Below are 22,563 nucleotides of genomic sequence, written 5' to 3'. Positions count from 1 at the left end.
GATCGTCAAATATCTGTGGTTGATTGAGAGTATTTGACCCTTGCAGCATTTGCCGGATACAGGAATGCAAGCATTATTGTACCTGGCTCATTGCTTGCAGAATGAAAGGGCTGCCATTTTACTGGCGGCCCTTTTGAAAGGTTGTGGCTATTAATTATGAATAAGAAAATTGATTTGTTAAAAGGAAATATATTCACCTCCCTCACCGGTCTGGCCCTTCCCATTATGGCAACGGCTCTTGTCCAAATGGCCTATAACCTGACGGATATGGCCTGGATCGGTCTGGTTGGCTCCCCGGCGGTTGCAGCGGTGGGAGCAGGGGGGATGTATGTCTGGCTTTCCCAGGGCGTTGTTGCGCTGGCAAAAATGGGAGGACAGGTAAAGGTGGCCCATTCTCTGGGAAGAGGCGATAAGGAAGACGCGGCAGTCTATGCTTCCGGAGCCCTCCAGATGGGGCTTTTGTTTGCTTTTCTGTATGGAGCCGGAACATTTTTCGGAGCGGAGCCTCTGATCGGCTTTTTCGGGCTGAACGATGCTTCCATTGTACATAATGCCCAGGTATATTTAAAGATCACCTGCGGCTTGATCGTATTTTCCTTTCTGAATTCGATTATTACCGGGATCATGACAGCCATGGGAGACAGCAGGACGCCGCTGTTTGCGAACGTTATCGGCCTGGTTTTGAATATGGTTCTGGATCCTGTCCTGATCTTTGGACTGGGTCCCATAAAGGGCGCCGGAGTGGCAGGGGCTGCCATTGCCACGGTCATGGCTCAGGCAGTTGTTACCATGGTATTTATTGCAGCTATGAAAAAGGACCGGCTGCTGTTTCATAGGGTAAAGGTATTCCATAAGGTTTCCTGGGATCATAGGAAAGCCATAATAAAAATCGGATTTCCCGCTTCCGTGCAAAATCTTATCTATACCAGTATTTCCATGGTTCTGACCAGGTTTGTGACCGGATTTGGGGATACCGCCGTAGCTGTTTTACGGGTAGGCGGGCAGATCGAGTCCATATCATGGATGACGGCAGACGGATTTGCTGCTGCCATTAATTCCTTTGTGGGGCAAAACTACGGAGCCGGGCAATACGGAAGAGTGAAAAAAGGCTATTTTACAGCAGCCGGGGTCATGTTTGTCTGGGGATTGTTCTGTTCAGTCCTGTTGATTGCCTTTCCGGAGTATATCTTCGGTCTGTTCATTCACGAAGCAGAGGTCATTCCCATGGGAGTGCGTTATCTGGTGATTCTTGGCTTTTGCCAGATGTTCATGTGCATGGAGCTGACAACCATAGGGGCTCTTTCCGGCCTTGGAAAGACTCTGCTCTGCTCAGTCATCAGTGTTGTGTTTACATCCGCCAGGATCCCTTTTGCCATGGTTTTCAGCAGTACGGCGCTTGGTCTTGACGGGGTATGGTGGGCGTTTACCATCTCAAGTATCATCAAAGGAATTTTATTTTTTCTCTGCTTCCTTGTGGTGTCAGGAAAATTACCTGAGGATAAATGCCAGACTCTGATGGAAGAAGGGTTTGAATAAACTCCCTCTATTAACCGGTTGCTGCCTGTGAGAAATGAAAAGGCAGAAATTTAGTCTCGCTTATAAAAAAACAAATTTTTCTAAAATAAGACTTGAACTTTACCATGGTTTTACGGTAACATATAAGATAGAAAAAAGGGGAAAAGGGACTGACGATGAAACGAAAAATACAGATTATGTATGAAAGAAGCAGAAAAATGCTGCAAAAGCTTCTCTGCGGCCTTCTGGTAAGTGCCATGGTCTGCGGCCAGACTGTTCCCGCCTGGGCTACGTCAAAAGCGGAAAAGGAGAAACAGGAAGCCCAGAAAAAGCTGGAAGAGGCAAATAAAAAAGCTCGGGACGCAGAGAGCAAAAAGAGCGCTGCTCAGAATCAGGTATCAAAGCTGACCTCTGATCTGACCGCTCTTTTGGCTGATATTAAGGTCCTGGAAAGTGATATGGCCAACAAGGAAGCAGAGATCAAGCAGGCAGAGCTGGACTATGCAGCAGCGAAGAAAGATGAAGAAAAGCAGTATGCTTCCATGAAAAAGAGAATCCAGTACATGTATGAGAAGGGAGACACGGAATATCTGGATATTTTCCTTCAGGTGAAAAACATGTCGGATCTTCTTAATAAGGCGGAATACGTAGAAGGAATTTATACATACGACCGGAATATGCTGATCACCTTCCAGGAGACAAAACAGAAGGTGGCCGATTATAAGTCAGACTTAGAAGAGGACAAGGCTGAGATGGAGGTCATGGAGCTGGAGTACAAGGAACAGCAGTCGGCCCTTGAGACTCTGATTTCCACCAAGAAAAAGGAAGTTACCAATTTTGACAGCCAGCTTGCACAGGCCAAACAGGATGCAGCCGTTTATGCCCAGACAGTAGCCAAGAAGAATGAAGAGATCCGCAAGGCAAAGGAAGAGGAGGCCAGGAAGAAGGCAGCCGAAGAAGCCAGGAAAAAGGCGGAGGAAGAGGCCAGAAGAAAGGCAGCGGCTAACGCCAGCTCCAAACCCAAGTCATCCAATGCCAACAACAAGTACACCGGTCCTACCGCCAACAAGAGCAATGGAGGAACTGCCGAAGGCCGCGCAGTTGCAGATTACGGGCTTCAGTTTGTGGGGAACCCTTACGTTTTTGGAGGAACCAGCCTGACCAGCGGTGCTGACTGTTCCGGATTTGTACAGTCTGTTTACCGGCATTTCGGGTATTCTCTTCCAAGAAGCTCTTCGGAGCAGCGGTCGGCAGGCCGTGAGGTGTCCTATTCCGAGGCCCAGCCGGGAGACTTAATCTGCTATGCAGGCCATATCGGGATCTATATCGGCAATGGACAAATTGTTCATGCGAGTTCCCCGGCAACCGGTATCAAAGTGGGAACAGCCACCTACCGGACGATTCTTTCCGTCAGGAGAATTTTATAGAGAAAAGGAAACGCAGGGAGGGATTCGTTCCTCCCTCCTATTTTTGGAAAAACTACTTGCGGAAACCGACAATATATGAGAAAATATGATCAAGTATGATGTGATTTTATTAACAAAGTACTGTTCACAATGATTACTTATTTGAAAGGAGTATTAACATGATTTATTCACAGGAAGTAGAAGAGATGTGCACAGTGGCACAGGGCGTTCATCACGGCGCTGCTCCAATCCCAGAAGAAGCAAAATGGGTAAAATCCAGAGAAGTTAAAGATATTTCCGGTCTGACACATGGCGTTGGCTGGTGTGCTCCCCAGCAGGGTGCATGCAAGCTGACTCTTAACGTAAAAGAGGGTATTATTCAGGAAGCATTAGTAGAGACAATCGGCTGTTCCGGCATGACTCATTCCGCTGCTATGGCGGCAGAGATTTTGCCAGGGCTGACCGTTTTAGAAGCATTAAATACAGACCTTGTCTGTGACGCCATTAACACCGCTATGAGAGAATTGTTCTTACAGATCGCATACGGAAGAACCCAGAGTGCATTCTCTGAAGACGGACTTCCGGTAGGCGCAGGTCTGGAAGACTTAGGAAAGGGTCTCCGTTCACAGGTTGGTACCATGTACGGAACATTAAAGAAAGGTCCCCGTTACTTAGAGATGGCGGAAGGCTATGTTACCGGTATTGCCCTGGACGAGGAAGATCAGATTATTGGCTATCAGTTCGTAAGCCTTGGAAAGATGACTGATTTCATCAAGAAAGGCGATGATCCGAATACTGCTTGGGAAAAGGCAAAGGGACAGTACGGCCGCGTTGCTGAAGCTGCTAAGATCATTGACCCAAGACATGAATAACCGGATTGTCGCAAGACTGTGGTTTTCCGGTTATCAAAGTGAAGATATTTGGCCAATAATAAGGAGGACAAGATAATGGCATTATTTGAATCATATGAGAGAAGAATTGACAAAATCAATTCTGTATTAAACAGCTACGGCATTGCTTCTATCGAAGAAGCTGAAAAGATTACAAAAGATGCAGGTCTGGATGTGTATGAGCAGGTGAAGAAGATCCAGCCCATCTGTTTTGAAAATGCTTGCTGGGCTTACATAGTCGGTGCAGCAATTGCAATCAAGAAGGGCTGCAGAAAGGCTGCAGACGCTGCAGCAGTTATTGGAGAAGGTCTTCAGGCCTTCTGTATTCCAGGCTCCGTTGCAGACCAGCGGAAAGTAGGCCTTGGACATGGGAATTTAGGAAAGATGCTTCTGGAAGAAGAGACCGACTGTTTCTGCTTTTTAGCAGGCCATGAGTCCTTTGCGGCAGCAGAAGGCGCTATTGGTATCGCTGAGAAGGCAAACAAGGTTCGTCAGAAACCATTAAGAGTTATTTTAAACGGTTTAGGAAAGGATGCGGCTCAGATCATTTCCAGAATCAATGGATTTACATACGTAGAAACAGAGATGGATTATTATACAGGCGAAGTAAAAGAGCTTTGGAGAAAGTCCTACTCTGACGGCTTAAGAGCAAAGGTAAACTGCTACGGCGCGAACGATGTAACAGAAGGCGTTGCAGTTATGTGGAAGGAAGGCGTTGACGTTTCCATTACAGGTAACTCCACCAACCCAACCAGATTCCAGCACCCGGTAGCAGGAACCTACAAAAAGGAATGTACTGAAAAGGGCAAGAAGTACTTCTCCGTAGCTTCCGGCGGCGGTACAGGACGTACTCTTCATCCGGACAACATGGCAGCAGGCCCGGCTTCCTACGGTATGACTGATACCATGGGACGTATGCACTCGGATGCCCAGTTCGCAGGTTCTTCCTCCGTTCCGGCTCACGTGGAAATGATGGGTCTGATCGGTATGGGAAATAACCCTATGGTAGGCGCTACCGTAGCTGTAGCTGTTTCGATTGAAGAGGCTGCTAACGCAGGTAAATTCTAAGAATAGCCTAGATTATACAGGAAATTTTACGATAGAAAAGAGAAAGAGGAGTCGCTTGGCCGGTTCCTCTTTTTTGATTATTAAAATAGGACCGGGCGGAACCCGTATAACCGGCTTTTAAAAACCTTCAAACAGATCAGTTTCATCGGTTTGAAGGTTTTTAAGAACAGTAATAATGTGATGTTTAGAATGAGATAATCCGGACCGTCCATCTTAGGACTCAACGTTCATGCATGCCTTGTAACGTTCGTCTGCCGCCTCCCAGCTTACCACATGGAACCAGTCCTCTATGTATGCAGCCCGGTCATTGAACCGCTTCAAAAAATAGGCATGCTCCCAGACATCGATGCCGGCAATGACACAAAAGCCGTCTGTAACAGGGGAGTTCTGGTTAGCGGTTGTTACAAACCTCAGTCTGCCGTTGGAATCCAGCACCAGCCATGCATATCCGGAACCGAATACAGACAACGCATATTTTTTGAATTCATCAAAGAACTGTTCCACCGATCCAAAGTCCTGCTGGATGGCTGGATACAATTCATCAGCCTGTGATCTGGTCATGGAGTTGGTCATTCCGGAGAAATAAATGATGTGGTTATAAACCCCGCCGGCATTATTGATAATGCCCTGACGCACCTCTGCAGGAAGAGATTCCGGATCTGAAATCAATTCCTCTAAAGATAAGCTTTGCAGCTGTGGATAATCCTTCAGGATTATGTTTAGATTCACCACATACCGCTGCTGCAGCCTGTCGTGGTGCAGATACATGGTCTGTGTATCAATGTAGGGTTCAAGTGCATCGTATGCATACGGCAGAGGCGGGTTTACAAAGGGATAATGTTCATTCATGGATAATGTCCTCGCTATTAATTTATACAAGTATATTCAAAACTCAATGATATATGATGGATAAGCAGGAGCTTGGTGCAGAAAACCAGGATGGTTTTGCTATAGGTTTTGCCTATAACCAGGTCATAATAATATCTATTAACACTTAGCCGTAAAACAAGGTATAATACCAACTAAGATAAGACGAAGAAAATAATCCAATAACATTCAGGAGGAAATTCATATGGCTAAGAAGACAAGAACAGAAAGGAATTTAAGATTTGAAACATTACAATTACATGTGGGGCAGGAACAGGCAGATCCGGTAACCGATGCAAGAGCAGTCCCGATTTACCAGACCTCTTCCTATGTATTCCATAACAGTGACCACGCAGCGGCAAGGTTCAATCTTTCGGATGCAGGTAATATTTATGGAAGGCTGACAAACCCTACCCAGGATGTTTTTGAGCGCAGGATCGCTGCTTTGGAAGGTGGAGCGGCAGCCCTTGCGGTTGCATCCGGGGCGGCTGCAGTTACATATTCCATTGAAAACATTGCAAGAAACGGGGATCATATCGTAGCGGCCAAGAATATTTATGGCGGCACCTATAACCTGCTGGAGCATACTCTTCCGGAATACGGCATAGAGACTACCTTTGTGGATCCCTTTGATTACGAAGCCTTTGACAAGGCCATTCAGGACAATACAAAGCTGGTATTCATTGAAACTCTGGGCAATCCCAATTCTGACGTGGTAGATATTGAAAAGCTGGCAGGCATCGCCCATGCACATAAAATTCCGTTAATTGTGGACAATACCTTTGCGACTCCTTATCTGGTCAGACCCATTGAATTTGGGGCGGATGTTGTGGTTCATTCCGCCACAAAATTTATCGGGGGCCATGGAACCTCAATCGGAGGCGTCATTGTTGACAGCGGAAAATTTGATTGGGAAGCTTCCGGTAAATTCTCCACCCTTACAGAGCCAAATCCAAGCTATCATGGAATCAGTTTTACCAAGGCAGTAGGAGCGGCTGCTTATGTGACCAAGATCCGTGCCATCCTGCTTCGTGATACGGGAGCCGCATTATCTCCCTTCCACGCGTTTTTCTTCCTGCAGGGCTTAGAAACCTTATCCCTCCGGGTGGAGCGGCACGTGGAAAATGCGCAGAAGGTGGTTCAGTATTTAAAGAACCATCCCCAGGTGGAGAAGGTGCACCATCCCTCTGTTTCAGAAGAGACGGAGCAGCGAGAATTATACGCCAAATATTTCCCAAATGGCGGGGGCTCTATATTTACTTTTGAAATCAAGGGAGATGCCAGAAAGGCAAAGGATTTTATCGACCAGTTGGAATTGTTTTCTCTGTTGGCCAATGTTGCAGATGTAAAATCCCTGGTTATCCATCCAGCCTCCACGACTCATTCCCAGATGACGGAAGAAGAACTGGAGCAATCAGGAATAAAGCCCAACACCATCCGGTTATCCATAGGAACCGAACATGCGGCTGATATGATAGAAGATTTAGAGGAAGCATTTCAGGCAGTTCAGTAACACTTAAGCTTAACAGGATTTAAAACAGGCTGCCATAGCTTCTATGGCAGCTCTTTGAGCGCCAGGTATGAGGAAAGGAGAGATCATGACATTACAGCAACTGCGTTATGCCATATGCATTTCAAATCGAAAATCCATGAACAAGGCAGCTGCTGAGCTGTTTATCACCCAGCCCAGCTTATCAAGCACCATCCGGGATCTGGAAGAAGAAATCGGAATGAAGCTTTTTTTGCGCTCCAACCGGGGAATCGTGATCACGCCGGAAGGAGAGGAATTTCTCGGCTATGCCAGACAGATGCTGGAGCAATACCGCCAGTTGGAGGAACGGTTCGTAAAGCGGGAAAAATTTAAGAAGAAATTCAGTGTATCCATGCAGCATTATACCTTTGCAGTCCAGGCCTTTATTCATATGGCAAAGGAATTTGGGATGGATGATTATGAATTTGCTGTCCATGAAACCAAAACCTATGAAGTGATTGAAAATGTGAGAAACCAGAAAAGCGAATTGGGAATTCTGTATTTAAATGATTTTAACCAGAAAGCCTTAGAAAAGATCCTCTATGATAAGGAACTGGAATTTGTGGACTTATTCCAGTGCGGGATCTACGTATTTTTGTGGAAGGGCAATCCCCTGGCAGAAAAGGAACTGATTGAATTTGATGATTTAAAGATATATCCCTGCCTGTCCTTTGAACAGGGAAACAACAATTCCTTTTACCTGGCGGAGGAAGTGTTCAGCACTTATGAATATAAGCAGATCATAAAAGCGGATGACAGGGCCACCCTATTAAACCTTATGGTGGGATTAAACGGCTATACCCTTTGCTCCGGGATCATTTGTGAAGATTTAAACGGAAATGAATACAGGGCAATTCCTCTTAATACCCATGACAAGATGAGGATCGGCTATATAAAAAAGAAGAAAATGCCCTTAAGTATTCTGGGTGAAAAATATATTACGGAGCTGAAAAAATACGAAAAACAGGTGCTCTGACCAGTTAAATATAGTATTCAGGAGAATCCGGGCGCCTGTCAAGAATGTCCTGTAAGGTAATGCCGTTTAAATAATCAGCAATGACTTCAGACAGTCCCTGCCAGATGGGAAGAGTCAGACAATCCTCCTGTCTGGCACATATGCTGGGATCATTGTCCATGCAGCTGACAGGATTCAAGCTCCCCTCTGAACTGAGCAATATATCTCCAATGGTTATCTGGGAAGGATGTCTTGCCAGTTTGTACCCTCCCATGTGACCCCGGTAGGTAGTGAGAAGGTTGCTGCGGTTTAGGAATGGAACAATTTGTTCCAGATATTTTTTTGAAATATTCTGCCTTTTGGAAATGTCCTTTAAAGCAATGAACTCATCGTTATAATGCTCGGCTAAATCAATCATCATCCGTAGGGAATAACGGCCTCGTGTAGATATTTTCATAGGATACCACCTTATAAACAATATAGTATGTCAATACCTATTTTACCATGGGTTGAATAGGTATTCAACCCAGGAAAAAAGTTCTTTATTCAATAGGAATAAGCTATAACAGACTATTGTTTTTAAGTAATAACGGTTGACACCATACGATTGGTATACTTATGGAAAGAATAAAAGCATGATTCCATGCATGGGAAAGAGGGGAATAATTATGGAATACGGAATTTCTACAAAGTGTTTATACGGCAATGGGGAAGGAAGTTCTACGGACAAGTCCGGGGCCATCAGCTTTCCTATTTACCAGACAGCTACCTTTGCTCACAAAGGAATCGGGGAAAGCACCGGTTATGATTACAGCCGTCTGCAGAATCCTACCAGGGAGCAGTTGGAAAAGGTGGTATCCTCCCTTGAACACGGAATGGATGCTCTTGCATTTTCCAGCGGAATGGCAGCGATCACGGCTATGATGGAATTGTTTCAGCCGGGAGATCATATCATTACGGACTGTGATTTATATGGGGGAAGCATCCGCCTTTTCGATAATATCAGCAAAAAGAACGGGATTTTGTTCAGCTCTGTGGACTGTTCCGCCGGGGATTTAAGGGAATTTGAAAAGCTGGTGGGAGAGAACACGAAAGCCATCTTTATTGAGACACCCACCAATCCCATGATGAATGTCATAGACATTGAAAAACTGGCAGAAATAGCGAAGAAGAACCATCTGCTATTGATCGTTGACAATACGTTTTTATCTCCCTATTTCCAGAACCCCTTAACACTTGGGGCTGATCTTGTGGTTCACAGCGGAACCAAATACTTAGGCGGTCATAACGATACCATGGCAGGCTTTCTGGTCACTTCTTCAGCAGAGATAGCCGGGAGGCTGAGATTTATCATAAAGACAGTGGGTTCCGGTCTGGCTCCATTTGACAGCTGGCTCCTGTTAAGAGGAATCAAAACCCTTGCTATCCGCATGGAACGGGGAGAGGTAAATGCCAGAAGGATGGTTGAATGGCTGCGTCGGGAAAAGAAGGTGACAAAGGTGTATTATCCTGGAATCCCAGACCATCCCGGCCATGAGGTCTGCAAAAAGCAGGCAAGGGGATTTGGATGCATGGTCACCTTTGAAGTGGAGACAAAAGAACTGGCCCACCGGATCCTAAAGGATGTAAAGCTCATTCACTTTGCGGAAAGCCTGGGCGGTGTGGAAACCCTGGTCACTTATCCCATTACCCAGACCCATGCCGATGTACCCAGGGAGATTCTGGCCGCCAACGGTGTCACTGACAGAATTTTAAGGCTGTCCGTGGGAATTGAAGATACAGAAGATTTGATAGAGGAATTGGAGCGGATATTTTATGTGTAAGGAAACCATTGATTTTGACAAGATAATTGACCGTAACAATACAAACAGCATTAAGTATGATTTTGCCCTGCAGAGTGGAAAGCCGGAAAACCTCCTTCCCCTGTGGGTGGCGGATATGGATTTTAAGGTATGCGGAAAAATCCTGGAAGCTCTTCATGAGAGAGTGGAGCATGGGATTTTCGGCTACAGTGAGGTCCAGGATGACTATTTTGAAGCAGTTCAGGACTGGATGAAAAAAAGACATAACTGGAATGTAGAAAGCAGTTGGCTGGTCAAAACACCTGGGGTGGTATTTGCCTTAGCTATGGCAGTCCAGGCGTTTACAGATCCCGGGGAAGGGATCATGATCCAGAAGCCAGTGTATTATCCCTTCAGCGAAGTCATTGAAGAGAATGACAGAATCCTTGTGGACAATCCCCTGTATCTTGGAGAAGACGGCAGGTACCATATGGATTTTGAAGACCTTGAAAGAAAAGCAGAGCAATTCCAGGTTAAATTATTTTTATTATGCAATCCCCATAATCCGGTAGGGAGGGTCTGGACCAGGGAAGAACTGGAACGGTTAGGAGAGATCTGCATTCGAAGAAACATCATAGTGGTCAGTGACGAAATTCACCAGGATTTTGTCTTTGAGGGAAAACACCAGGTTTTTGCAGACTTAAGCGAAGAACTGAGAAAAAGGACCATTACCTGCACCTCGCCCAGTAAGACCTTTAACCTGGCGGGCCTGCAGATTTCCAATATCTTTATTGCCGATCAGAAGCTAAGGCGGAGATTTCGCAGACAGATGGGAGCGGCCGGATACAGCCAGCTTAACACCCTGGGCCTGACCGCATGTGAAGCGGCGTACCGCTATGGAGGAGATTGGCATAATCAGCTTATGGAATACTTAAGAGCAAACATTTCCTATGTACGGGATTTTTTAAAGGAAAAAATACCCGGGATCAGGCTCATAGAACCGGAAGGGACCTATCTGGTATGGCTGGATTTCAGAGAGCTGGATCTTACGGAGGAGGAAAGAGAAGACCTGATCATAAAGAAGGCTGGGCTTTGGCTGGACAGCGGTGCCATGTTCGGTTCTGCAGGAGAAGGATTCGAAAGGATCAATCCCGCATGTCCCCGGTCTCTGCTGAAGCAGGCGATGGAAAGCCTGGAGCGGGCCGTAAAAGAGCTGTAACGGATTTGTGGGAATTTCTTTCATCCTTTGTCATTTAAGCCGGATCTATTAAAAAACGCAAAAACCTGCATAAACATTATGTTTTGCAGGCTTTTTTGCGTTTTTCCTTATTGTTAGATCCTTTTTATTTTCCAAAGGGTGAGTCATCCCGGCGGACAAAGAATCCCTGGTTATGACTGCAGACCGGACAGACTTGCGGAGCCTTGTTGCCCTTGTGGACGTGGCCGCAGTTTAAGCAGATATATTCTGTAGGTGTTTCGTTTTCAAACAGCTTGTTATTCTGAACCAGCTGTGCGTATTGGGCAAACCGCTGGCTGTGTATCTGTTCAATCTCGGCAATCATATAAAAGGAATTCGCGATATGGGAAAAACCCTCCTCCTTTGCGATGTCACCGAAGGATTTGTAAATCGTATCATGCTCGGCCGCTTCATGCTTGGCGGAAAGCTGCAGAAGCTCCAGTATGTTATTGGAATTGTCAATAGGATAATCGGCACTTATGGAGATTTCCTGTCCGTGGAATTCTCTTAAATGGTTATAAAATATTTCTGCGTGCTCCTTTTCCTGGCTTCCGGTATAATGGAAAAGCCAGTATAAAACCTGAAGATTCTGGTTTTTAGACTGGGATGCGGCAAATTCGTAACGCCGCCAGGCCTGGCATTCTCCAGCAAAGGCTTTTAAAAGATTTTCTTTTGTCATGCTGTCTTTCAGTGTAACCATTGTACATCCTCCTAATTTTGTTTTCCATTAGTATTGCCAGATTTATCCTGTTATATCAGAAAAAACTAGAATAAATCGAACAAAAGGCAGCCAGGTAGCTTTGGAATGCAGTTGCCGGGGAAGGAAAGAATTTAAAATATTGCAAAAAGGTATTGACACATTTCTGCTGATGGATTAATATAATTATAACATATAAACCTATTAAACATATATGCAATGAAAAGAGATGATCCTATGAAAATAAATAAGGGAATAAATCATTATGAATTTTTAAATAATGGATGTTGTTGTCAGACAGTCTGTATGAAAATGGATACAGTTTTGTTGTAATGCTTATTATGATACCTGGCAGCTTAGTATAGGAGAAGCTTTCCTATTACAAGTGGAACAAAAGAGCAGGTGCCGTAATTGGCGGCTGCTATTTTTATATCAATCAAACTAATAAATATCATATAAAAACGGAGGTAAAGAATATGGGTACAATGAAAGAAAGTGCAGTGGAGCTTATTGGTGGAACCCCGATCCTTAAATTAAACCGATACAGTGCAAAGGAAGGGATCGAAGGCGCTACACTTTTGGCTAAGCTGGAATACTTAAATCCGGCAGGTTCCGTAAAAGACAGGATTGCCCTTGCTATGATCCGGGATGCAGAGGAAAAAGGAGTTTTAAAACCCGGGGCGACCATCATTGAACCAACATCAGGTAACACGGGAATCGGTCTGGCTGCAGTAGCGGCAGCCAAAGGCTACAGAACCATTCTGACACTTCCTGACACCATGAGTGTGGAACGGAGAAACTTATTAAAAGCCTACGGCGCAGAGCTGGAGCTGACGGAAGGTGCAAAGGGCATGAAGGGTGCCATTGAGAAAGCAGAGGAGCTGAAAGCCAGCATACCTGGTTCCATCATCCTGGGACAGTTTGTAAACCCGGCAAATCCTAAAGTACACAAGGAAACTACCGGCCCGGAGATCTGGGAACAGACAGACGGGGCTGTGGATATTTTTGTTGCCGGCGTCGGTACAGGCGGAACCATCACAGGTGTGGGAGAATATTTAAAAGAAAAGAAACCGGAGGTCAAAATCGTAGCCGTGGAACCGGCAAGCAGCCCGGTGCTTTCCGGAGGCAAGCCAGGTCCTCACAAGATCCAGGGAATCGGTGCAGGCTTTGTCCCGGAAGTGCTGGATACGGGAATTTACGATGAAATTATTACAGTTGAAAACGAGGACGCATTTAAGGAAGGAAAGGCATTTGCAGTATCAGAAGGTATTCTGGTAGGAATCTCCTCAGGAGCTGCACTGAAGGCTGCAAAGCTTCTGGCAGAGAGACCGGAAAACAAGGGAAAGACCATTGTGGTCCTGTTGCCGGACTCCGGTGACCGATATCTGTCCACCCCCTTATTCTCGTGAAGGTAATGAGCCAGAGTCTAGCATGCCTGTCCTTGGCGTTGCTCTCGGAGACAGATCCCCGGACCTTTTTAAAGCCATCGGATTAATGTCGTCATCCACAGCAGAGAAAATAGTGCATACGGCTGGGAGTTCGTGTATAATTAGGATAAAAACAAACTCATAGGAAAAGAGCAGGTGACCGTATGATTCATAGAAGCAGGCTTGTTGGCCAATTTAAAAAAATGGTGGAATTTGATTCAGAAACCTATCAGGAACGGGAAATTGCAGACTATCTGACAGGAGAATTAAAGCAGCTTGGATTTGAAGTGTGGGAGGATGATGCCGGTTACCGGCTGAAAGAAAAGTTGCCGGAATATGGAACCGGGGCGCCTACGGGAAATCTTTACGGCTTTCTAAAGGGAACCTTAAATTCCGCACCAATATTGCTTTCGGCCCATATGGATACGGTAAAGCCTGGTAAGGTAAAGAGAGCGGTGGAGGATGAGCAGGGAAGGATCACTTCGGAAGGTAATACTGTCCTTGGAGCCGATGACCTTTCCGGGATCGCCGCCATATTGGAGGCTGTCCGGGCGGCAAAGGAAAACAGCCTGCCCCATCCCGATATTGAAGTCCTGTTTCCTGTAGCGGAAGAGAATTACGGAAAAGGAAGCCAGCTTATTGACTATTCCAGGATAAAATCAAAACAGGCCTATGTATTCGACTTAAGCGGGGAGACCGGCCTGGCGGCAACAGCAGCGCCCACCCTTCTTTCCTTTGAAATCAAGGTAAAGGGGAAAAATGCCCATGCAGGCTTTTGCCCCCAGCTTGGGATCAATGCCATTGAGCTCACAGCCCATGCTGTTTCCCGGCTTAAGCAAGGGTGGGTGGATGAAGATACCACCGTGAACATCGGAAAAATAGCCGGCGGAAAGCAGACCAACATTGTATCCGGCGAGTGCGTTGTGTTAGGTGAGATCCGGAGTTTAAAGAATCACAGGGCGCTGGAGGAATGGGATAAGCTGAAAGCCGTATTTGAACAAACGGCGGCAGAATTCGGGGGAAGCCTGGAAACCGCTGTGGAAAAGCAGATCGAAGCCTATGAAATAGGCGGAAGCGAAGAGGTGGTGGAACGGTTTAAGCGGGTATGCTTATCCCTGGGCTTAAAAGGCTCCACTCAGTATACCCTGGGCGGCAGCGATAACAACCACTTCGTCCGCAACGGGATCCGGGGGATCGTGGTGGCCTGCGGAATGAATGAAGTTCATACGCCAAATGAATTTACAACCGTGGAAGAACTTGAAAAAAGTGCACTTCTTGCTTTGGGCCTGATCACCGATAAAAATTGACGGACCATTTTTAAGCCCTGGTTGAGGAATATTTGTCAAGCAAAAGCAGTTCCGCTATTTTTAGCTGAAAATCATTGTCAATATCAACCGAATCAAAGGCACTCATAAAGTAAGGCAGGGTTCTTCCCTCATAAAAGCTTTTATGATTGATATAATAACTGGTCAGAGCCAGATAAATAGCCCCGTTGATGCGGTATTCGGGCTGGATATCCTGTCTTCTGACCTGTTTTTTATTTAGGAATGGGACCCTCACGGTCCCCTCATCCGTAAGCTGGACGGTTAAGTAAGAGGTGGGATCTGACTTGCAGACGCTGATAACGGAATCGGCCTTATGCTTTATCAGGAGATCAGCGCTTTCTATTATGTGAATCTCATTTCTGAGAGGTGAGGTAGGCTGCAAAAGCATGAAGCAGTCAAAGGTTTTTCCTATGCACATCATTTCATCTAAGGCGTGGAGAATGACATCATTTGAGGAAGCCTGGTCAGATGCCAGCTTCTCAGGGCGCAGAAAGGGAACACTGGCTCCGAAACCTTCTGCGATCCTTGCGTATCTGACTGAGTCTGTGGAAACCAGGATCTCATCGAATATTCCGGAGTTCTTGCAGGCTTCTATTGTATATGCCATAAGCGGCTTACGGTTGATTTCTTTGATATTTTTATCCTTAACTCCCTTGGAACCGCTTCGGGCAGGTATGATCGCTAAAAAAGTCTTATTTTTATACATTACAGCCTCCATTCCACATCATAAAAATTTTTTTCCAGTTGAATTCCCTTATCAAATTCCTGCTTTATCACTGAAAGAATCTGTTTGCTGGTATCCTGGCCCAGGTAGGGGTTTGGGCCATCTTCCTGATGAATAGAATAGTTCAGCGCTTTTTGAACAGCCGCAGCAATCTCATTTACAGAAGAACCGCAGCTTATGACAGAGGAAGGTTTTATCCGTCCCTCCTGCCGGGTTCCGATGTTTACGGAGGGGATTTTAAGGAAGGGCGCCTCCATGATCCCGCTGGAGGAGTTTCCGATCACGGCCTGGCAGCACTTCATCAGGCTTAAATAGCACCGGACTCCCAGGGAAGGGAATACTGCGGATTTATCCGGATGTTCCTTTACATAAGCATCGATCATTTGATTGATGCTGTTTCCCCCAGTATCGGAATTGCTTCTTGTAAAGACCGTAAACAGGTCTGGAAATTGGAAAAGGGCTTCTTCCAATGGCTGAAACTGGGCCGTGGCGCTGTCATGATCCAGAGTGGCTGGATGAAAGGTAATCAGGGCTAATGGCGGGTCCAGTGGAATTTGCAATGCTGTCTCTAATTCCTGTCTGGTCAGCAGCTTAATGGTCTTTATGTTTTCGATCCCAAGGGCACCTACCCAATGGACCCTATCAGGAGCTTCCCCTAACTGAATGACCCGTCTCCTGTATTCTTTTGTGCTGGTGAAGTGAAGATGGCTCATCTTGGTGATGGCATGCCTCATACAGTCATCGTATGCCCCCTTTGTGATTTCTCCTCCGTGAATATGGGCTATGGGAATTTTGCAGATAACAGCAGCGGTTGCAGCGGTAAAGGTTTCATACCGGTCTCCAAGAAGCAGGACCATATCCGGTTTTAACCGATGGTAGGCTTCGGATATGCTGATCATTTCCAGGCCCATGGATTTGCAGATGCCAAGGGATGTGTCAGATGCCAGGTTCATCTCAATTTTCTCATCGATAGTTATGCCGCTGTTTTCAATATCCTCCCATCCATTCCCGTATCTTGTATCCAGATGGCTTCCGGTAGCAATTACCTGCAACATAAAATCAGGATCTAGTACGGCCCGTTCCATTACCGGCTTTAATAATCCGTATTCTGCCCTGTTTCCGGTTACTGCGCACAATTTGATCATAGGACAATCCTTTCATCCTTTTGATAGTTTCTATCCGCGGTCTTTCCCAACAGGCTGTGGAGCTCCATGGGAGAGATCCCATACCCGCAGCGTTTGGCACACAGGTTATGAAGGGTAAAGGCTTCTCCCTTTCTGATCTCCCTGGCGGCTACCAGATATTTCCTTACATAATCTCTGTTCTTTAGCTCCGCCAGTGTTGGCCTTTTTACTCCGTCTCCAAGAGCCTGTTCAATGTTCCGGATGCTGTCTGCCATATGCTTGAATTCATCCGGCTCCAGACTGGCTTTGTGATCCGGACCGGGCATGGTTTTATCCAGGGTCATATGCTTTTCTATAACGCAGGCACCAAGGGCTGCAGCGGCAATGGGGACTTCAATCCCCGGAGTATGGTCGGAATATCCAACCTGTTTGTGAAATCTGTCTTTTAAGGTGGCCATGGCATTCAGATTCACATCCTCCATCATGGTGGGGTAAGCGCTGGAACAATGGAGCAGTATGATTTCCTTTCCGCTTTCTTCCAGAATTTCTAACGCTTCCCCGATTTCAGCCTCCGTGGACATTCCGGTTGACAACAGGACCTGCTTTTTTAAGGAGGCTGTTTTTTTTAAATATCCATAGTTTGTAATCTCTCCGGAGGGAATTTTTATAGGATCAACGCCAAGGCGGTCAAGGAACAGAATGCTTTCCTCATCAAAGGGAGAGGAGAGGAATTTTATATGCCGTAAGGCACAGTAATGATACAGCTCTTCAAATGCCTGCCAGGATAATTCCAGATTTTTTAACATTTCATACTGGGACATGGCCCCGCCGGTATTTTTTATCTGATATTCCGCCTTTCCTGAAGCAGGGACCACAAGAAGATCCGTCTTAAAGGTCTGGAACTTGATGGCATCTGCACCTGTAACGCTTGCAGCATCAATCAATTGTTTGGCTATTGTTATGTCGCCGTTGTGGTTTACCCCTGCTTCGGCGATTATCATGATTTTACTCACGGAAACCTACCTCCTTTGCCGGACTTCCATAGGCCAGCGTTTTTGATGATATGTTTTTGATTACCAGGCTTCCTGCACCGATCATAGTATCACTTCCAATCGTAACGCCCTGCAGGATGGTGGAATGGGCGCCAATATGGGCATTGGCTTTGACCTGGACATTTCCGCATAAGACGCTTCCGGGGGCAATGTGAACAAAGTCTTCGATCCGGCAGCCATGTTCCAGAATGGCTCCCGTATTGATGATGGTACCATTTCCTAAGGTAACGCCGGTATTGATAAGGACCCCTTTGCCGATGAAATTGCCTTCCCCCATGATAAGAGTTTGAGAAAGGACGGAGCTTTTATCAATAATGTTGGGGAATTCGTAGCCGATGTCCTTGCATAGCCGGTACAGCTTCCGCCTAGGGCCGGGATTTCCCACACTACCGACAGCGATTACCGCATGACGGATCCCGCGGGTAAAACAGGCCGTCAGATCTTCATCCCTTCCAATTACCTTTACGCCCTGCACCTCTGAGCCTACCTTTTTGAAGGAATCTATAATACCTGCAATACCGTATTTATCCTGTCCCCGGATCGTATCTATGATGCTTTCCCCATGGCCGCCTCCGCCGATGAGGATCAGATCCTCTTTCATAATTTCATTCTCTCCGCCATTTTTTTCATTTCACTGAATTCCCCCATGTCAAGCCAGGCGCTGTCCATGACCGGATAGGCGCCTACCTGTTCCCCATGTTTCAAGCATTTACGGATCAGGTCTGTCATATCAAAATACTGGTCCGAAGGAATGTATTTTAATATTTCTTCCTCCAGCACGTAAAGCCCGGTGCTTACCAGAAGCTCATATCTGGGTTTTTCCATTAAGGCGTCAATGCTTCCGTTTTCCCCCAGGTTGACAACCCCGTAAGGGATCTCATAGCTTTTCATGGCTGTGACTAGAGTGATTTTGTTTTTATGAGCCTTGTGGTGCATGAGGAGCTTGGTGTAATTGACATCTACCAAAATGTCGCAGTTGCTTACAAGAAAGCTTCCCGTTAACACTTTTTTTGCCAGTTGTAAGGAACCGGCTGTTCCCAGGGGTTCATCCTCTTCGATCAGGTGGAGATGATAACCATGATCATCATTAAAATAGGCTTTTATCAGCTCTTTTTTATAATTGATGGTGAGATAAAATTCATGGAACCCGTACTCCATCATCTGATTCATGATCCGCTCCACAATGGGAGTGTCCCCAATGGGGATCAGGGGTTTTGGAATGATTTTTGTGTATGGGTATAGCCGGGAGCCTTTGCCTCCCGCCATGATCACTACCGGTGTGGCAGTCGGTTTGGGACATTCCGGATCATGACTGCTTAGCTCATTCCAAAACAGAATATCAGTAACCTGGTTGTTGTCATTTACCAGGGGCAGTCCTTCGATTTGCTTTTCTCTCATGATCTCCAGGGCCAGATGGCTTTTTTCCTTTTTTATAACAATCGGAGAGGTGTTCATGATCAGGCGGACAGGCATGGAAATATCTTTGTTTTTTAATATCCACCGCCTGATATCCCCATCTGTGAGAACACCGGCCAGCTTATGATCTTCCTCAACTACAAGTATTTTTTTCGCAGTCTGGTCCAGTTGTCTGATCGCCTCCCGAATGGAACAATCCGGTGTGATGATAAATTTACCAACTTCCATTCCTATCCATCCTTCCGTCTGCTAGATGCAGTCTAATGCTTCTATAATATAATCCATATCCTTTCTTAAAAGTCCGGTGCTGCAGGGGATATTAATGATCCGGCTCCAGTAGAAAGGGGCCTTTTCTATGAAATAGGTCTGGCAGCCCTCATACATCTTCTGGGTATGAATAAGCTGCCAGATGGGCCTTGTTTCAATGGCTTTATCTCTAAGCTGTTTCATAACGTCATTCCGGTCCAATGCGCTGTTTTTCAAAAACAGGGAATAAAACCACCGGTTATTCCGTGCTTTTCGGTTAAAGGGAACCAGTTCAAAGTTTTCCATAGATTGTATGGCATTGTTGTAGTATTCAAAATTTTTTTCCTTGATCCGGATAAATTCTTCCAGACACTCCAGCTGGGCTACGCCCATGGCAGCCTGTAAGTTTGTCATACGGTAATTATAGCCCACTTCCTTATGGGTATAGAAGACGGGATCATCCTTTGCCTGGGAAGCAAGGTACCTGGCCTTTTCTAAGGTGCTTCCCTCCTTTGCCGTCAGCATCCCTCCACCCCCTGTGGTGATGATCTTGTTGCCGTTAAAGGAATAGGCACCGAAATCCCCTATGGTCCCGGCAAACTTTCCCTGGTATTTTCCCTGATTGTAACAGGTTCCCAGTGCTTCCGCCGCATCTTCGATCAAATGGAATCCGTATTCTTCCGACATTGCTTTCAGCCGTTCCATATCTGCCATATTGCCGAAAATATGGACAATGACAACCGCCTGAATGAGCCGGCCGGTTCGCTTGTTTACCGGACCGGAAAGGGTCTTGGTACATTCTCTTTTTAAAAAGTCCTCCAGCTTGTCACAGTCCATGTTCATGGAATCGTCACAATCCATAAAAACGGGGACAGCGCCTATGTAGGACACCGGATTGACGGAAGCTATAAAGGTAAGGGTGGGAACAATTACTTCCTGCCCGGGTTTTACACCGGATAAGAGCAGGGCTAAATGGATTGCGGCAGTTCCGCTTTGAACGGCCGCCCCGCCGGCTGTCCCTAAATAAGAAGCCAGGTCCTTCTCAAACCTAGCCACATAGCTTCCTGCGGTTGATATCCAGCCGCTGTCCAGTGCATCTAAGATATATTGTTTTTCGTTCCCCATTAGGTTGGGAACAGATAAAGGTATCATATTGGTCCTCCCACCGAATTGTTACTAAAGGTTATAGATTCCTGCCTTATATTTATCCAGGTTTTTCTCCATCCAGCGGATGGTTTTTTCTAAGCCAAGGGAAAGGCTGTATTCCTGATTCCAGCCGGTTAGCTCTTTCAGCTTTTTATTAGAACCTAAAAGCCGGTTTACCTCGCTCTTTTCAGGGCGCAGCCTTTGCGGCTCACAGATGATTCTGGCCTGAGGGTTGATTTGGCTGATCAGCTCTCCGGCAAGGCCGCCGATGGAAATTTCTTTCTGGCTGGCAATGTTGATTTCTTCCCCCAGGGTGTTCTCTGACTTTTCTATTTCTATAAATCCGTTTACAGTATCCTTTACATAATTAAAATCCCTGGTAGGTGTCAGGCTGCCAAGGCGTATCTCCATGGTGCCTGATAACAGCTGGCTGATGATGGAGGGTATGACAGCCCTTGCAGACTGTCTCGGTCCGTAAGTATTAAAGGGCCGGACTATGGTGACCGGAAGAGAAAAGCTTCTGTAAAAGGCTTCTGCCAGACGGTCGGCACCGATCTTTGTAGCCGAATAAGGCGATTGTCCCTGGAAGGGATGGGTTTCGTCTATGGGGACGTATCTGGCAGTGCCGTAAACCTCGGAAGTTGAAGTGACCAGCACCCTGTCCGTGCCAAGGCTTCTTGCTGCCTGGAGAACGTTTAAGGTACCCTTGATATTGGTGTCCACATAGGAATCAGGAGAGTGGTAGCTGAAAGGGATGGCGATGAGTGCGGCCAGATGAAAAACGGATTCCATCCCAGTCATGGCGTTTCTTACGCCGTTTGGATCCCGGATGTCCCCTGCCTGTATTTCTATTTCCTTCTTTATCGCATCAGGAAGGGTGTCCAGCCATCCCCAGGTATTAAAGGAATTATAAAAAGTAAAGGCCCTTACTTCATACCCGCGTTCCACAAGTGTTTCCGTCAAGTGACTGCCTATAAACCCATCTGCTCCTGTAACCAGAACTTTCTTCATATTTCCTCCCTTACCTGTGACGGTTATCAAAAATCTTTATTTTATAACTGCTCAACCGATCTGAGATAGAAAAGCAGAATTCTCCTTGTCCGTTGGTGAGTGCATGCTCCAAATAAGTCCCCGCCGTTCCTTGTTCCTCAGCTCCTTCCTCAGAGCAGGGAACCAGCTTTTCTAATAGTACAACAGCTCCCTTAACCGGACAGGAATCTTTATAGCGGACCTTTCCTTTTATTAATATCCCTTCCATATGACATTCATGATTCATCTGTTCCATCATGTGCCCCCTTTAACCGGATACCAGCGGCTCGTAAATATCCAGCTGATAATCGGCATACTTGTCTTTTTCCACGGTTATGGCAAATTCACCGGACTGGTTGGTGATCACATAGCCTTTGCTCACTCTTTGATTTTCCTGGGTAATTTTTATGACACGGACAACAGCACCCTCCATGGCCTTCTGGCGCGAATTATAAATCGTTCCTGTCAGTAAAACCTCATCAGATTTCTCCATTATTATGGTGGTTCTCAAAATGTCACGGTTTTTCAAATGCCTTGGTGTTAAAATGATCTCAGTATATCCGCTCAATGGGGGGCCTCCTTCCCATAAGTGATAAGGGGGGCGTAGACAGATAGCTCATATTTCCTGTCCGCCTTTGCTTTAATGGAAAATAAATAATACCCGTTCTCATCCGTCACAGTGTAGCCAAGAAGTCTTCTGGTATTGTCCCTGCAGCTGATCTGGGTAATCCGGACCGCAGCACCTGCACAGGGGTTCTGGTCCTGACCGTACACGGTTCCATTGATGATCTGGAAGTTCTGCTTATCCAACTGGATGCGAAAATGATATTCCGGGCGGGACTGGAGTTTAGCTCCGTTTATTATGAAAGAGGACTTTTTGAAGCAGTTCATAGAATCGGTTATTCCTCCCCCCGTCTTTTTGAACCTGGGGCATGCTGCGGGTGTATACGGTCACATTGATTTCCTGTTTGCCCCTGGTATCCTCCGCATTGATAATGTTTCCCGCCTGTTCCTTCCCGTTAATAATCATTTTATTGATTTCTACTTCCTTATACTGAGTATCATTGATTTCTCTATTTTTGATTTCATCTTCCATGGTCCTATCCCCTTTTCTCCATTTTTTACTA

Annotated in this window: 24 protein-coding genes; 10 read left to right on the top strand and 14 right to left on the bottom strand. The window is 46.1% G+C overall.

What is annotated here, in order from left to right:
• The first annotated feature begins 156 nt into the window (after nt 1-156).
• The 4 genes from CLOSA_RS14700 (at nt 157) to CLOSA_RS14685 (ending at nt 4,879) form a co-directional block, all read left to right on the top strand.
• On the top strand, nt 157-1,536 hold the full coding sequence (locus tag CLOSA_RS14700; protein WP_013273552.1) for an MATE family efflux transporter: 1,380 nt from the start codon (nt 157-159) through the stop codon (nt 1,534-1,536).
• Nucleotides 1,537-1,691: 155 nt separating this feature from the next.
• The gene (locus CLOSA_RS14695) at nt 1,692-2,942 is read left to right on the top strand and encodes a C40 family peptidase (protein WP_013273551.1); all 1,251 of its coding nucleotides are present in this window, start codon (nt 1,692-1,694) and stop codon (nt 2,940-2,942) included.
• Between the two features lie 158 nt (nt 2,943-3,100).
• On the top strand, nt 3,101-3,793 hold the full coding sequence (locus tag CLOSA_RS14690; RefSeq protein WP_013273550.1) for an iron-sulfur cluster assembly scaffold protein: 693 nt from the start codon (nt 3,101-3,103) through the stop codon (nt 3,791-3,793).
• Nucleotides 3,794-3,868: 75 nt separating this feature from the next.
• Complete coding sequence (locus tag CLOSA_RS14685) at nt 3,869-4,879, top strand: GGGtGRT protein (protein ID WP_013273549.1); 1,011 nt, start codon at nt 3,869-3,871, stop codon at nt 4,877-4,879.
• A gap of 213 nt (nt 4,880-5,092) precedes the next feature.
• Here CLOSA_RS14685 and CLOSA_RS14680 read toward each other — a convergent pair whose 3' ends face one another.
• Entirely contained in the window at nt 5,093-5,728 is a 636-nt protein-coding gene (locus tag CLOSA_RS14680) for a superoxide dismutase (RefSeq protein WP_013273548.1), read from the bottom strand.
• A 223-nt stretch (nt 5,729-5,951) separates the two neighbouring features.
• On the opposite strand from CLOSA_RS14680, the gene CLOSA_RS14675 reads away from it, so the two are divergent.
• Both CLOSA_RS14675 and CLOSA_RS14670 read left to right on the top strand, forming a co-directional pair.
• Nucleotides 5,952-7,259, top strand: a complete 1,308-nt coding sequence (locus tag CLOSA_RS14675; protein WP_013273547.1) for an O-acetylhomoserine aminocarboxypropyltransferase/cysteine synthase family protein — start codon at nt 5,952-5,954, stop codon at nt 7,257-7,259.
• An 85-nt stretch (nt 7,260-7,344) separates the two neighbouring features.
• Nucleotides 7,345-8,253 carry a LysR family transcriptional regulator gene (locus CLOSA_RS14670; RefSeq protein WP_013273546.1) on the top strand — a complete coding sequence of 303 codons (909 nt, stop codon included), beginning with the start codon at nt 7,345-7,347 and terminating at the stop codon, nt 8,251-8,253.
• A gap of 4 nt (nt 8,254-8,257) precedes the next feature.
• Here CLOSA_RS14670 and CLOSA_RS14665 read toward each other — a convergent pair whose 3' ends face one another.
• Nucleotides 8,258-8,689: an RrF2 family transcriptional regulator gene (locus CLOSA_RS14665; RefSeq protein WP_013273545.1), complete on the bottom strand. Its 432-nt coding sequence runs from the start codon at nt 8,687-8,689 to the stop codon at nt 8,258-8,260.
• Nucleotides 8,690-8,900: 211 nt separating this feature from the next.
• Here CLOSA_RS14665 and CLOSA_RS14660 point away from each other — a divergent pair, with 211 nt between their 5' ends.
• Both CLOSA_RS14660 and CLOSA_RS14655 read left to right on the top strand, forming a co-directional pair.
• Entirely contained in the window at nt 8,901-10,055 is a 1,155-nt protein-coding gene (locus tag CLOSA_RS14660) for a trans-sulfuration enzyme family protein (protein ID WP_013273544.1), read from the top strand.
• Entirely contained in the window at nt 10,048-11,232 is a 1,185-nt protein-coding gene (locus tag CLOSA_RS14655) for a MalY/PatB family protein (RefSeq protein ID WP_013273543.1), read from the top strand. Before CLOSA_RS14660 ends, CLOSA_RS14655 begins: the two co-directional genes overlap by 8 nt.
• 124 nt (nt 11,233-11,356) lie before the next feature.
• Here the strand turns inward: CLOSA_RS14655 and rbr are convergent, their stop codons facing one another.
• Nucleotides 11,357-11,950: a rubrerythrin gene (gene rbr, locus CLOSA_RS14650; RefSeq protein WP_013273542.1), complete on the bottom strand. Its 594-nt coding sequence runs from the start codon at nt 11,948-11,950 to the stop codon at nt 11,357-11,359.
• A gap of 473 nt (nt 11,951-12,423) precedes the next feature.
• On the opposite strand from rbr, the gene cysK reads away from it, so the two are divergent.
• Entirely contained in the window at nt 12,424-13,356 is a 933-nt protein-coding gene (gene cysK, locus CLOSA_RS14645; protein ID WP_013273541.1) for a cysteine synthase A, read from the top strand.
• 182 nt (nt 13,357-13,538) lie between these two features.
• A complete protein-coding gene (locus CLOSA_RS14640; protein ID WP_013273540.1) occupies nt 13,539-14,681 on the top strand; it encodes a M20/M25/M40 family metallo-hydrolase in 1,143 nt (380 codons plus the stop codon).
• Nucleotides 14,682-14,691: 10 nt separating this feature from the next.
• On the opposite strand, the gene CLOSA_RS14635 is transcribed toward CLOSA_RS14640, so the two are convergent.
• From CLOSA_RS14635 to CLOSA_RS14585, 11 genes are read right to left on the bottom strand one after another with little or no spacing between them, the layout of a single operon-like run.
• A complete protein-coding gene (locus tag CLOSA_RS14635; RefSeq protein WP_013273539.1) occupies nt 14,692-15,405 on the bottom strand; it encodes an acylneuraminate cytidylyltransferase family protein in 714 nt (237 codons plus the stop codon).
• A complete protein-coding gene (neuC, locus tag CLOSA_RS14630) occupies nt 15,405-16,568 on the bottom strand; it encodes a UDP-N-acetylglucosamine 2-epimerase (protein ID WP_013273538.1) in 1,164 nt (387 codons plus the stop codon). The genes CLOSA_RS14635 and neuC overlap by 1 nt, the downstream gene beginning before the upstream one ends.
• Nucleotides 16,565-17,560, bottom strand: a complete 996-nt coding sequence (neuB, locus tag CLOSA_RS14625) for an N-acetylneuraminate synthase (RefSeq protein WP_013273537.1) — start codon at nt 17,558-17,560, stop codon at nt 16,565-16,567. The genes neuC and neuB overlap by 4 nt, the downstream gene beginning before the upstream one ends.
• On the bottom strand, nt 17,553-18,200 hold the full coding sequence (locus tag CLOSA_RS14620; protein ID WP_013273536.1) for an acetyltransferase: 648 nt from the start codon (nt 18,198-18,200) through the stop codon (nt 17,553-17,555). The genes neuB and CLOSA_RS14620 overlap by 8 nt, the downstream gene beginning before the upstream one ends.
• Complete coding sequence (locus CLOSA_RS14615; protein ID WP_013273535.1) at nt 18,197-19,243, bottom strand: nucleotidyltransferase family protein; 1,047 nt, start codon at nt 19,241-19,243, stop codon at nt 18,197-18,199. The genes CLOSA_RS14620 and CLOSA_RS14615 overlap by 4 nt, the downstream gene beginning before the upstream one ends.
• A gap of 21 nt (nt 19,244-19,264) precedes the next feature.
• Entirely contained in the window at nt 19,265-20,413 is a 1,149-nt protein-coding gene (locus CLOSA_RS14610; protein WP_013273534.1) for a LegC family aminotransferase, read from the bottom strand.
• 24 nt (nt 20,414-20,437) lie between these two features.
• Nucleotides 20,438-21,418, bottom strand: coding sequence for an NAD-dependent 4,6-dehydratase LegB (locus CLOSA_RS14605; RefSeq protein ID WP_013273533.1), 981 nt, complete (start codon nt 21,416-21,418; stop codon nt 20,438-20,440).
• 10 nt (nt 21,419-21,428) lie between these two features.
• On the bottom strand, nt 21,429-21,695 hold the full coding sequence (locus tag CLOSA_RS14600; protein WP_157669026.1) for a hypothetical protein: 267 nt from the start codon (nt 21,693-21,695) through the stop codon (nt 21,429-21,431).
• A gap of 9 nt (nt 21,696-21,704) precedes the next feature.
• Nucleotides 21,705-22,004 carry a hypothetical protein gene (locus CLOSA_RS14595; RefSeq protein WP_013273531.1) on the bottom strand — a complete coding sequence of 100 codons (300 nt, stop codon included), beginning with the start codon at nt 22,002-22,004 and terminating at the stop codon, nt 21,705-21,707.
• The gene (locus CLOSA_RS14590) at nt 22,001-22,327 is read right to left on the bottom strand and encodes a carboxypeptidase-like regulatory domain-containing protein (RefSeq protein WP_013273530.1); all 327 of its coding nucleotides are present in this window, start codon (nt 22,325-22,327) and stop codon (nt 22,001-22,003) included. The genes CLOSA_RS14595 and CLOSA_RS14590 overlap by 4 nt, the downstream gene beginning before the upstream one ends.
• Complete coding sequence (locus CLOSA_RS14585; RefSeq protein ID WP_013273529.1) at nt 22,284-22,532, bottom strand: hypothetical protein; 249 nt, start codon at nt 22,530-22,532, stop codon at nt 22,284-22,286. The genes CLOSA_RS14590 and CLOSA_RS14585 overlap by 44 nt, the downstream gene beginning before the upstream one ends.
• Between the last annotated feature and the right edge of the window lie 31 nt (nt 22,533-22,563).

This window comes from [Clostridium] saccharolyticum WM1, from assembly GCF_000144625.1.
Lineage (GTDB): Bacteria > Bacillota > Clostridia > Lachnospirales > Lachnospiraceae > Lacrimispora > Lacrimispora saccharolytica.
Note: the sequence above shows the minus strand (reverse complement) of the source record. Positions and strands in the feature narration are given on the sequence as shown.